The sequence below is a fragment of the Streptomyces sp. WG5 genome (genome assembly GCF_049974565.1).
Taxonomy (GTDB): domain Bacteria; phylum Actinomycetota; class Actinomycetes; order Streptomycetales; family Streptomycetaceae; genus Streptomyces.
The window spans coordinates 151,839-163,705 of sequence record NZ_JBNGGC010000014.1; the positions used below are offsets into that span (position 1 = coordinate 151,839).

General features: G+C 73.8%; 9 protein-coding genes. 8 read left to right on the forward strand and 1 reads right to left on the reverse strand.

Going from position 1 to position 11,867, the window contains the following annotated elements:
* The first annotated feature begins 3 nt into the window (after nt 1-3).
* The 8 genes from vioD (at nt 4) to ACP4IX_RS17385 (ending at nt 10,219) form a co-directional block, all read left to right on the forward strand.
* Entirely contained in the window at nt 4-1,164 is a 1,161-nt protein-coding gene (gene vioD, locus ACP4IX_RS17350) for a capreomycidine synthase (RefSeq protein ID WP_426522734.1), read from the forward strand.
* On the forward strand, nt 1,161-3,050 hold the full coding sequence (locus ACP4IX_RS17355; protein WP_426556023.1) for a non-ribosomal peptide synthetase: 1,890 nt from the start codon (nt 1,161-1,163) through the stop codon (nt 3,048-3,050). Before vioD ends, ACP4IX_RS17355 begins: the two co-directional genes overlap by 4 nt.
* A gap of 133 nt (nt 3,051-3,183) precedes the next feature.
* Nucleotides 3,184-4,218 carry an arginine beta-hydroxylase, Fe(II)/alpha-ketoglutarate-dependent gene (gene vioC, locus ACP4IX_RS17360; protein ID WP_426522736.1) on the forward strand — a complete coding sequence of 345 codons (1,035 nt, stop codon included), beginning with the start codon at nt 3,184-3,186 and terminating at the stop codon, nt 4,216-4,218.
* 9 nt (nt 4,219-4,227) lie between these two features.
* Complete coding sequence (locus tag ACP4IX_RS17365) at nt 4,228-4,971, forward strand: hypothetical protein (protein ID WP_426556024.1); 744 nt, start codon at nt 4,228-4,230, stop codon at nt 4,969-4,971.
* A gap of 74 nt (nt 4,972-5,045) precedes the next feature.
* Nucleotides 5,046-7,067: an NAD-dependent epimerase/dehydratase family protein gene (locus tag ACP4IX_RS17370; RefSeq protein WP_426556025.1), complete on the forward strand. Its 2,022-nt coding sequence runs from the start codon at nt 5,046-5,048 to the stop codon at nt 7,065-7,067.
* The gene (locus tag ACP4IX_RS17375; RefSeq protein WP_426556026.1) at nt 7,064-7,810 is read left to right on the forward strand and encodes a PIG-L deacetylase family protein; all 747 of its coding nucleotides are present in this window, start codon (nt 7,064-7,066) and stop codon (nt 7,808-7,810) included. Before ACP4IX_RS17370 ends, ACP4IX_RS17375 begins: the two co-directional genes overlap by 4 nt.
* Complete coding sequence (locus ACP4IX_RS17380; RefSeq protein WP_426556027.1) at nt 7,803-9,035, forward strand: ATP-grasp domain-containing protein; 1,233 nt, start codon at nt 7,803-7,805, stop codon at nt 9,033-9,035. The genes ACP4IX_RS17375 and ACP4IX_RS17380 overlap by 8 nt, the downstream gene beginning before the upstream one ends.
* Complete coding sequence (locus ACP4IX_RS17385) at nt 9,032-10,219, forward strand: glycosyltransferase (protein WP_426522741.1); 1,188 nt, start codon at nt 9,032-9,034, stop codon at nt 10,217-10,219. Before ACP4IX_RS17380 ends, ACP4IX_RS17385 begins: the two co-directional genes overlap by 4 nt.
* Here ACP4IX_RS17385 and ACP4IX_RS17390 read toward each other — a convergent pair.
* Nucleotides 10,184-11,851 (reverse strand): CocE/NonD family hydrolase, encoded by a 1,668-nt coding sequence (locus ACP4IX_RS17390; RefSeq protein ID WP_426556045.1) that lies wholly within the window; start codon nt 11,849-11,851, stop codon nt 10,184-10,186. The two genes, ACP4IX_RS17385 and ACP4IX_RS17390, sit on opposite strands and share 36 nt — an antisense overlap.
* Between the last annotated feature and the right edge of the window lie 16 nt (nt 11,852-11,867).

An 11,867-nucleotide genomic window follows, 5' to 3' on the forward strand; every position in this document is an offset into this window, starting at 1 on the left:
ACCATGAGCAGTCTGCGTCCGCCGCGTGAGGACCCCCCGGTGCTGGAGGAGTGGTACCGCCGTCACCTGGGCCCCGGCATCCACGACATCAGCTCCAGCGGCGTCCACCCGTACACCTTCGCCGAGATACGCGAACTGTGCCGCATCCCGGCCGAGGACCTGGACGCCGTCGTCATGGACGACAGCGTTTCCCAGGGAGGCGCCGGCATCCGGCAGGCGATCGCCGACCGGTACGCGGGCGGTGACGCCGACCGGGTGCTGGTCACCCACGGCTCCAGCGAGGCCATCGCCCTCACCCTGGGCACCATGCTGCGGACCGGTGACCGGGTGGTCGTCCAGCAGGGCATCTACCACTCGCTGGGCCACTACCCGCGGGCCGCGGGCTGCGAGCTCGCCGAACTGCCGGCCGCGGCCGTGCACGACGGGGAGATCGACGAGAACGTACTGGAGAACCTGGTCACACCCGGGACCACGGCCGTCGTCGTCAACTTCCCGCACAACCCCTCCGGGGCCACGCTGTCGCCGCAGGGTCTGAAGGCGCTGACCGAACGGACCGCCGCGGTCGGCGCGACCCTGGTGTGGGACGCCGCGACCGCCGAGATCGCGCACCGCTGGGAGGTCCTCCCGGACCCCGCCGCCACCGGCGGCGACACGATCTCCTACGGCACCTTCTCCAAGACCTTCGGTCTGCCGGGGCTGCGGGTCGGCTGGGCCATCGCGCCGCCGGAGCTGATCACCGCGGTCTTCCCGCTGCGCGACCGGACCACGCTCTTCCTGTCCCCGCTGGTCGAACTGATCGCCGAGCGGGCGATGGACCACGCCGACGTGCTGATCGGCACACGGGCGGCCGAGGCGCGGTGCAACCTGGCCCACCTCACCCGGTGGATGGCCGAGCACGAGGACCTGGTGCGCTGGACGCCGCCGGAGGGCGGGGTGTGCGCGCTGCCCGTCTTCCGCGGGCTGGAGCGGGCCGCGGACGGACCGGCGGCAGCCGAACGTTTCTGCTTGGAGCTGCTCTCCCGCCACCGCACGCTCCTCGTGCCGGGTACGGCGTTCGGTGTGCCGCACGGAGCCCGGCTCGGCTTCGGCGGCCCGGAGGAGGACTTCCTGGCCGGGCTCGCCGGGCTGTCGGAGTTCCTGCGCACCCGCGGGACCGCCCGGTGACCGCCGTGGCCGGACCCGACGTGCTGGACCTGTGGGACCTCCGGGTACGTGAACACGCGGACGCGCCCGCGCTGGTGACGCCGCAACGGGTGCTCACGTACCGGTCGGTGGACCGGCTGACCGATTCCTGGGCCGGTTCCCTGGCCGCGCGCGGCGCGGGCCCCGGGCGGCTGGTGGGCCTCGCGTTCCCCGACCCCGGGCGCACGGTGCTGGGCATGGTCGCGGCGCTCAAGGCCGGGGCCGGGTTCACCGTACTGGACGACCGGCTGCCCGCCGCCGCCCGGGACGCGCTGGTGCGCCGTACGCAGGCGGCGGTGTGGCTCGGCGACGGCGCCCACGCACCCGCGACGGCGTACGTGCCGGCCGGGCCCGGCGACACCGGTGGCGGGACGACGGACGCGGACGGCTCCGCCCGCCCGCAGCCGCTGCGGGCGGCGACCGGCGGTGACGTCGCGTACGTACTGTTCACCTCCGGGTCCACCGGGCAGCCCAAGGGCACGGTCGTCGAGCGCGACGCGCTCGGCCGGTTCGCGGCCGCGGTCACCGAGCGGCTGGAGCTGGCCCCCGGGGACCGCTGGCTCCAGGTCTGCTCGCTGGGATTCGACGTGCTGATCGAGGAGGTCTTCCCGGCGCTCGTCTCCGGCGCGGCCGTGGTGTGCCGGGCCGGCACCCGGGCCCTGGACGCGGAGGAACTGCACACGACGATGGCCCGCACCGGGACCACCGTGGTGGAACTGTCCACGCAGTACTGGCTGGAGTACACCCGCTGGCTCGACGCGCGCGGCCTGACCACCCCGGCCGAACTGCGCCTGGTGGTGGTCGGCGGCGAACGGATGGACCCGCGGCCCTACCGGGACTGGCAGGCCCGCCAACCGGCCCGGCTGGCCCACGTGTACGGGCTGACCGAGTGCACCGTCACCTCCACCTTCTACACCGGGCGGCTCCCGGCCGACGCCGAGGAGGTTCCGCTCGGCACGCCGCTGCGGGACGTGGAGATCAGTGTCCGGCGCGACGGGCGGCCGGTGCCGCGGGGCGAGACGGGCGAGATCCACATCGGCGGACCGCTGCTGGCCCGCGGCTTCCTCGGCGACGAGGCCGCCACGGCCCGCCGGTTCGTCCCCGATCCGCTGTCCGCCGTCCCTGGGGCGCGCGTGTACACGACGGGCGACCTGGGCCGGATCGACGCCGACGGGAACCTGGTCTTCCTCGGGCGGCTCGACGACCAGGTGAAGATCCGCGGCCATCGGCTGCAGCCGGCCCGGGTGGAGCGCGCCCTGTGCGAGAACCCGGCCGTGGGCCAGGCCGTGGTGTTCCCCGACCCGCGGACCGGAACCGTGCTGTGGGCCTTCACCGTCCCGGCCGACCCGAGGCTCGCCCCGCGGCCCGGCGAGGCGGTCCGCGTGACCGGGGCGGAGCGGGACACCTTCGTGGCGCCGTTGGCGGCGCACCTGCCCGACTGGGCCGTGCCCAGGGTGCTGTTCCGGGTGTCCGTCCTGCCGAAGAACCCGCACGGCAAGATCGACAAGCGGCGGCTGGGCGACTGGGTCGCGGCGTCGGGGACGGTGACCGCCGCTCCGGGGCAGCGCCCGGACTCGGCCGACGCCCCGGCTGCGGTGGCGGGCGTCGGCGCCGGGCCGGAGTCCTCCGGCGAACCGCTGTCCACCGTCGTGGACCTCTTCCGCGACGTCCTGGGCGCTCCGGCGCTCGGCCCCGACGACGACTTCTTCGAGCACGGCGGGCAGTCCCTGCTCGCCATGCGCCTGCTCGCGCGGATGCGCGAGGCGTTCCCCGCGGCGGCCGGACTGCGGGCGAGCGCCCTGTTCCGTTGCCCTACCCCCCGGCTGCTGGCCGGGGCACTCCCTGCCACCGGGACCGCCCGTCCCTGACCGACCGCGGCGCGCGGGCCGCTGTCGCGCACCTGACGGGTCATCGCACCACCCGGCACCACCCGAGGGCCCGCGGGCCGGCCTCCGGCCGCCCGTGGGCAGTAACCGTCCCGACACTCGACGAGAGTTGGCCATGTCGAACCTCACCGACCAGTCCACGCACAGCTACACCCTCACTCCTGACGAGGCCGCCGCGACCGCGGAGCTCACCCTCGAACTGGCCGCCACCCACCCCTCTTTCGACGACGCCGGCCTGCTGCGGGACCTGCCGCGGCTCGCGTCCCGGCTGCCGCTGGGCGTGCAGCGCTTCCTGCGCGACTTCAAGCTGGGCGACCGCCACGGCCACGTACTCGTCCACGGGCACGCGTTCGACCAGCAGCGCATCGGGCCCACCCCGGACCACTGGCGCGGCCGTCGGCGGCCCGGCCCGGAGTACCCCGAGGAGCTGCTGCTGATGCTGTACTCGGCGCTGCTGGGCGAGCCCTTCGGCTGGGCCACGCAGCAGGACGGCCACCTCGTGCACGACATCTTCCCGATCCGCCGGCACGAGAACGACCAGCTCGGCATGGGCAGCAAGGAGCTGCTGACCTGGCACACCGAGGACGCCTTCCACCCCTACCGGAGCGACTACCTGATCCTGGGCGCGCTGCGCAACCCCGACCATGTGCCCACCACGGTCGGTGAGCTGGACCTGTCCTCGCTGTCCGCCGACGACATCGACGTCCTCTTCGAGCCGCGCTTCCACATCGCGCCGGACGAGTCGCACCTGCCGAAGAACAACACCATCACCTCCGAGGAGGAGGCCGCCCGGTTCGCCACGATCCAGAAGATGCTCGACGAGCGGCCGCTCGGCCCGCTGCTGTACGGCTCGCGGCAGGACCCGTACATGCGTCTGGACCCGTACTTCACCTCCGTGCCGGAGGACGACGCCGACGCCCGTCGCGCCTACGACGCGCTGTTCAAGGTGGTGGACGCCGGGATGCGGGAAGTGGTCGCGGACCAGGGCGACGTGCTCGTCATCGACAACCACCGGGCCGTGCACGGCCGCCTGCCGTTCCAGGCCCGCTACGACGGCACCGACCGCTGGCTCAAACGCGTGTGCGTCACCGCCGACCTGCGGCGGTCCCGCCCGATGCGGGCCACGGCCGAGACCCGGCTGCTGGGCTGAGCGCACCCGGTGGCACTCACCCTCACCGACCTGTCCCGCGATCCGTGGCTGCTGCCCGAGGTGGACGCCCTGACCGGCGCCAACATGCCCGCGTTCATGAGCTGGGAGTCCCCCGGCAACTGGCGCTGGCACGGGATGTACGAGCGCTTCCCCGCCCATCAGCTCTGCCTGCTGGACGACGCCGGGACGCTGCTGGCGGCGGCCAACGGACTGCCGGTGCGCTGGGACGGCACCGCCGCGTCACTGCCCTCCGGCAGTGACGAGGTCCTGGTGGAGACCGTCGACCACGGCCCACCGGACCACCCGGACGCCGTCTGCATGCTGTCCGTGTCCGTCGATCCCGCGCACCGGGCGGCCGGTCACGCCGAGCGGCTGCTGACCGAGGTCCGCACCAGGTCCGCCGGGTGGTGCCCGCGCGGGCTGATCATCCCGGTCCGGCCCACCCGCAAGCCGCTCTACCCGCTGATCCCGATCGAGGAGTACGCCGCCTGGCGCCACCCCGACGGCCGCTGCTTCGACCCGTGGCTGCGTACGCACCTGGAGCTCGGCGCCCGGCGGCTGGGAATCGCTCACCGGTCGCTGGTGATCCGTCAGCCGGTGTCCCGTTGGGAGGAGTTCCTGGGTCATGCGCTGCCGGGCCCGGGCGACTACCCGTTGCCCGGCGGCTTGGTGCCGCTGCGGGTCACCGACGACGGTCACGGGACGTACGCCGAGCCCAACGTCTGGGTGCATCACCCGGCCGTCGTGCCGTGACCGGCGCCGCGCGCCCCCGCGCCGCGGCGTACCCCCCTGCCGAGCCATCCCCTTTCCGACCCCCTGGAGAACCCATGCCTCCCGTACGCCTCGCCCTCGTCGGGTGCGGTGCCGCCGCCCGCGGCTGCCACGTGCCCGCGCTGCCGCCCCTGAAGGGCGACGTGCAACTGACCGCACTCATCGACCGGGATCCGCGCCAGGCGCGGGCCGCGCTCGAGCTCTACCGCGAACTCGGCGGCACCGGCGCCGACGCGGTGGTCGTCGCCACCGACCCGGCCGAGGCCGCGGACGTCTTCGACGCGGCGGTGGTCGCCGTCCCGCACACCGTGCACGCCCGCACCGTGGAGTCACTGCTCGCCGCCGGCAAGCACGTGCTGCTGGAGAAGCCGATGACCACCTCGGTCGAGGACGCCCGGCACCTGGTCACCCTGGCCGCCGACGCCTCCGCGCCGCTGCTCGCGATGGCCCATCCACGGCGGCTCTTCCCCGCGTACGCCTGGGTCAAGCGGCTCGTCGAGAGCGGCGAGCTGGGTGACGTGGTGCGCGTCGACTGGGCGGAGGGCCACCCGTACGCCTGGGAGCCGGTCTCCTGGTCGATGTTCGACCGGCGGCTCGCGGGCGGCGGGGTGCTCACCGACACCGCCTCGCACGTCTTCGACACGCTGCTGTGGTGGCTCGGCCCCGACGTGGAGGTCGTCCGCTACGAGGACGACTCCCTCGGCGGCGTGGAGGCCGACGCACGCGCCCACCTGCGGTTCGGCCAGGTCGACGTGCACTGCGAGTTCAGCCGGCTGCGCGACCTCGGCATCTCCTGCACGGTGACGGGCACCAGGGCGACCGTGACCATCGGCACGGACTTCCCGGCCGGTGAGTGCACCCTGGTCGCCTCGGACGGCGTGGAGTTGCACCGGGGCGACGTCGCGGCGGTGGCTCCCGCCCAGGACGAGTGGGAGCTGCTGTTCACCGAGCAGCTGGCCAACTTCGCCGCGGCCGTGCGCGGCACCGCCGCCGTGCACTCCGGCCCCGAGGACGGCCTGCGCGTCGTCGAGCTGATCCAGGCGTGCTACGGCGGCGCCCACAAGGAGGCCGCCAGGCCGTGGACCGTCCGCGGCACCGCCCCCGACAGCACAGTGCTCGACGGCCGCACGGTGGCGGTCACCGGCGCGAGCGGCTTCATCGGCGGCCGCGTCGTCGAGCGGCTGGCCCTGGGCACGCGGGCCCGCGTCCAGCCGGTGGTGCGCGGCTTCGGCCGGGCCGCGCGACTGTCCGTCCTGCCGCAGGACCGGCTGGAGTTCCGCCGGGCCGACCTGCTGGACACCGACGGGCTGCGAGCCGCCTTCCACGGGTGCGACACCGTCGTGCACTGCGCCTTCGGCAGTTCTGGTGGCGAGACGGACCGCTGGGCGGCCTCCGTGGAGGGCACCGCCAACGTCCTGGCCGCCGCCCGCGCCGCCGGGGTCCGGCGGGTGGTGCACCTGAGCACCATCGACGTCTACGACCCCACCGCCGCCGGCGAGCTGACCGAGGAGTCACCGGGCCGCCCGGCCGACCCGGCCGACCGCGAGTACGAGCAGCAGAAGCTGGCCGCGGAGCAACTGGTCCTCGACGCTCACGGGCCCGGCCTGGAGACCGTCGTGCTCCAGCCGGGCGTGGTCTACGGACCGTGGGGCGGCCAGTGGACCACCGCCCAGCTCCAGCGGGCGGAGGGCGACTTCGCCATGCTGCCGACGGGTGAGGAGGGCGGCGTGTGCAACGCCGTGTACGTCGACGACCTGGTGGACGCGGCGCTCCTGGCCGCAGACCGGGACTCGGCCGCCGGGCAGCGCTTCCTCGTCGGCAACGGCGAACCGCTCGGCTGGGGGCGGTTCTTCGACGCGTTCCGTGCCCTGCGCGGCTTGGACGGGCCGTCCGGGCCGGGCACCGGCGACCCGGTGCCCGACTGGGAGCTGGAGCTGTACCGCTCGACCGCGCGGGCCCGGTACGACAAGGCCGAGCGCCTCCTCGGCTTCACCGCGCGCACACCCTTCGCCGAGGGCGTCGAGCTGACCGGGCAGTGGGCGGCCTGGGCCCGGCAGGTGCCGGGGGCGCGGTCGTGACCGGGGTCACCGACGTGCTGGTGGTCGCGCCGCACCCGGACGACGACGTCATCGGCTGCGGCGGTTCCATCGCCAAACACGTTCGCAACGGCGCCCGGGTGACGGTCGTCGTCGTCATCGCGCGCGAGCGCAGCGCCCTGGACGACGCGGTCACCGACGCGGAGTTCGCCGCCGAGACGGAGACGGCCGCGAAGACGCTGGGCGTGCACCGCTGCGTCCGCTTCGCCGAGCCGTCACGGGACTTCACGCTCTCCCGCCGCGTGCACCTGGCCCTGGTGCGGGTCATGCGGGAGGTGCGGCCGCAGGTGGTCTACCTGCCCCACGACCACGACGACGACGTCGAGCACCGCATGGTGCACCAGCTGACCACCGAGGCTCTGTGGATGGCGCAGTCGGAGTTCTTCCAGGAGTCGGGTGAACGGCCGATGCCGGCGCCGCACCTGGTGCTCGGGTACGAGGTGTGGGCGCCGATGGCCCGGTTCCAGTACGCGGAGGACATCGACGGACAGATCGAGACCAAGGTCGAGGCGATGCGTGCGTACGTGTCGCAGTTGCGCCACGCCGCCTGGGACGAGGGCATCCGGGGGCTGGCCCGCTACCGGGGCACCGTCTCCGCGGGCTCGGGCCACGCGGAGGTGTTCCAGGTACTGGGCCTGCGCACTCCGACCCCGGGCGGCGGACCGTCCACCGGTCGGGCAGCCACGGCCGGGCGGGGCGAGGGGACGGGAGGCGGCCGTGACTGAGCGGCTCCTGGCGTGCGGTCTCGGCTCGGGGATGGACCGCTCGCTGGCTGAACTGCGGTCTCCGCGGCGGGAGTTGCTGGTGGTCACCGATGCGCCCACCGACCGGGCCCGGGCGGCGGCGGACCTGCTCCTGGTCTGCGACCCGACCGACAGCACGGCGGTCCTCGCGGAGCTGTCGGCGGCCGGCGTGTCCCACCTGGACGGCGTGTTCTCGCTCGGCGCCGACAACCCGCCGGTGATCAGCGTGCTGGCCCACCGGTTCGGCTGTCCCGGCCTGCCCGTGGAGACGGCGCTCGACTGCACGCTCAAGGACCGGCGGCTGGCGATCCTGCGCGAGGCGGGCCTCGACCTCCCCCGGTTCGCGACCGCCGAGAGTGTGGCGGAGGCGCTGCGGGCGGTCGCCGAGGTCGGCCTGCCGGCCGTGATCAAGCCCAGCGACCAGACCGGTTCGCTGGGCGTGATGAAGGTGGAGTCGGCCGAGGCGGTACGGCAGACGGCGGCCGAGGCGCTGCGTCTGAGCCCCGTCGGCCGGATCGTCGTCGAGGAGTTCCTGGAGGGGACCGAGCACACGCTGGCCGCCTTCATGGTCGACGGCGAGCTCCACCGGTTCGGTTTCGCCGACCGGGAGTACGGGCGCAAGGAGGAGTTCGCCCCGTACTTCTTCGAGGGCGGCGACACACTCCCCAGCCGGCTCGCCCCCGAGCAGATCGAGGAGGTCACCGACACCGTGCGGCGCGGGGCGCGGGCCCTGCGCCTGGACCCGGCGGTGATCAACACCGACATCCTGCGCACCCGTGACGGCCGGGTGGTGCTGCTGGAGATCACCTGCCGGCTCACCGGTGCGCGCATCGCCACCGAGGTGATGCGGCTGGCCACCGGCGTGGATCCGCTGCCCAACCTGGTGCGGCTGGCGCTGGGCCGCCCACTGGAGCTGTCCGAGCTGCGTCCGACGCGCAACGGGGCGGCGGTCCAGCGGTTCCTCCCGGCGGACGGCGGGGTGGTGGAGTGGGTCGGCGACCCGCGCGACGTCACCCGCCGGGCGGGGGTGCACGACGTGTTCTGGGGCATCGAGTTGGCGCCCGGCATGGTGGTGCCGCCCTACCGCGGCGGGGCCGACGTCCTGGCGGGGGTGATCGCGTACGCCGACGATCCGGCCGAGGCGGAGGCGATCGCCGGTCGCACACTGCGCGCGCTGCCCCTGCGGTTCAAGGCCCCGGCGGAATGACCACGACACCGGCGACGACCGCGCGCGGACCGCTGGGTGCGCGCCGCGGCGCGGACACCCGCGTGCACACGGGTACGCACACCGACGAGACGAGGGAGAACGGGATGGCCACTGATCCGGTGGACGAGGCCGCGGTCGAGAAGGGGATCGCCCGCACCGCCGTGGTCGTCGCCCTGCGCGACGACCTGCGGATCGCCGACTGCATCGCGTCGATCGACGAGGACGTGGAGATCGTCCTGGCGCTCAACGGCCCCAGCGACGCGGTGCTGAAGCTGATCGCCGAGCACCCTCGGCCGCTGACGGTCACCGAGATCGACGACGTCGGCAACCTGGGCGCTGCCTACAACGCGGGCGCCGCCGCCACCGACCGGCAGTACCTGCTGCTCATGGACTCCGACTGCACCTTCGCCCCGGGTGTGGTGCGGGCCATGGTCCGCGCGGTGCTGACCGCTCCGGTGGTCAAGGGTCAGGTGGTGTACGGGGAGTCGGACGGGCTGCTCAGCAAGCTGACCGCCCGGGTGCGGGAGTTCGACGAAGGCGACTACGTCAGTGCCCTGTCCCCGCCGCTCGTCTACAACCGGGCGATCGTCGACCACATCGGCGGCTACCACTTCGACGGGCTCATCCATTGGTGCGAGGACCGGGAGTTCGACTTCCGGCTCCAGATGGCCGGCATCCCGGTGGTGTACCTGCCCGAGGCCCGGATCTTCCACGACGCCCAGCACGGCTTCGCGAACATGCGCAGCTACTTCCGCTACGGCGTCGGGGAGGGCATCGCCCAGGAGACGGGCGTGTTCACCACGCCTGCCGTGCCGGTGCTGTGGCGGCTGTACGAGGCGACCAGGACCCTGCTGCACTGCGCCCGCGACAAGGGCGCGGGCGCCGCGGCGTACTACGCCCTGCTGAAGGTCGCCTTCCACGTGGGCACGGCGCACCATCTGCTCAACGACCCCCACCGGGTCCGGGACCGCTACCCGGCCTCGGCCAAGCGGGCCCGCATGGTTCGATCGATCCCGCAGCACAGCACCCGCCTGTCCGGGGCCCAGCTGCGGCGGCTGCGCCGGGCGCACTGGGAGGCGGGCCGGCGGATCGAGAAGGTGACGGACCTGTCGGTCTTCCACCAGGACGCCGCCGGCCCGGCCGCCGCGTCAGCCGCCGGCGAGGCGCGGGAGCAGCAGGCGTGAGGGGTGGTCACCGCCGTGGTGGACGGTGTGGTGCGCGACCACCCGGGGATGGACGTCGAAGCGGGGCGCGTTGCTGGCCGCGATGTCCAGACGTACACGGTGTCCGGTGCGGAACACGTGGCCGATCGCGCCGAGGCCGACGGTGACCTCGACCGGCCGGCCGGGGGCGGGCGGGGTGCCCGCCCCCGGCGCCGTCGCGGGCTCCAGCCGGAGGATGCCGTCGCACAGCAGCTCCGCACGCCCGTCGGGCCAGACGTCGACCAGCTTCCCGGTCACGTCGGCGCCCGCCGCGTCCGCGGTGACGTACACCGTCAGGACGGTGTCGCCGACCACGGTCAGCGGGGCGGTGAGCGGGGCACCGGTGAAGCACAGGACGTCGCCGCGCCGCTCGACCTCACGCTGGTCGAGCGGACCGCAGTCACCGCCGGTGAACTGGCCGGGCAGGGCGGTGGCACCACCGGTGGTGGGCACCGGGTCGGCCGGGTCGTGGCGGATCGCGTCGCGGCCGGCGGCTCGCGGTGCGCCTCCGGGCGTGAGCCGCCGGCCGTCCAGGTGGAGCACGTACTCCTCGGTACCGGGGACCGGCCAGTCGGGGAAGGCGCGCCACTCGTCGGCGCCGGTGAGGAAGAGCGTGACCGGCTCGGGGGCCACCGCACCGGTCCGCCGCCGGCGCAGGTGACGGTCGAAGTGGTCCAGGTGCAGGCCGGTGACGTCGAGCTCCCGCTCGTCGGCGGCGAGCCCGTAGCGGCGCTGCGGGAAAATGCCTCCGGTGACGCAGTGGGACCAGGGGCCGACCACCAGACGCGTCTCCACGCCCTGTTCCCGAATTCCCCGGTAATTCTCCAGGGCACCGGTGAGAAATATGTCGTACCAGCCCGTCAGATTCAGCACCGGAACATTTATGGACGGATACGCCTCGCGCGGTGCGCTGCGTTTCCAGTACGGGTGCCCGGAAGGGTGCTCGAGCCATTGACGGTAATAGGGGGCGAGCCGGTCCAAGAGGTCCGCGGCGGCGTCGGGATCCTCGTACAGCGCGTCGATCCGGTCGACCGCGCCGGCCACCTCGGCCAGCTCCGGCTCCGCCAGCCCGGCCCCGCTGAGCAGCAGGTCGTACAGCACCCAGTAGAGGAGGAAGCCCAGCTGGAAGGCGCCGCCCTGGCGGGTCCAGCCCTCGTCGAACCCGGAACCGGCCACGTGAGGGGCGATGGCGGCCAGTCCGGACGGCCGCTCGCCCGCCGCGAGCAACGCCGACATTCCCTCGTACGAGCGGCCGAACAGGCCCGCGGACCCGTCGCACCACGGCTGCCCGACGGCCCAGGCGACGGTGTCCGCGCCGTCCGCGGCCTCGTTCCAGTACGGCTCGAAGGTGCCGCCGGACGCGAACCGGCCGCGGACGTCCTGCACCAGCAGGGCGTATCCGGAGCGGACCAGTCGCAGGCCGTCGACGGAGGCACCGCCGGGGTTTCCGGCCTTCCCGTAGGGCGTTCGCCGGATGAGCACCGGCACCGCCCCGGACGTCTCCGGGCGATAGAGGTCAGCACTCAATAACACGCCGTCCCGCATGGGTACTTTCACATCGTATTCCACAACAGTACGCACCGGCCCATATTCCAACACATCATAGGAATTCACAATGGAGTCCTCCGCA

Coding starts and splice junctions, on each gene's coding strand:
- ACP4IX_RS17370 (WP_426556025.1), top strand. CDS start 5,046: ATGCCTCCCGTACGCCTCGCCCTCGTCGGGTGCGGTGCCGCCGCCCGC.
- ACP4IX_RS17385 (WP_426522741.1), top strand. CDS start 9,032: ATGACCACGACACCGGCGACGACCGCGCGCGGACCGCTGGGTGCGCGC.
- vioC (WP_426522736.1), top strand. CDS start 3,184: ATGTCGAACCTCACCGACCAGTCCACGCACAGCTACACCCTCACTCCT.
- vioD (WP_426522734.1), top strand. CDS start 4: ATGAGCAGTCTGCGTCCGCCGCGTGAGGACCCCCCGGTGCTGGAGGAG.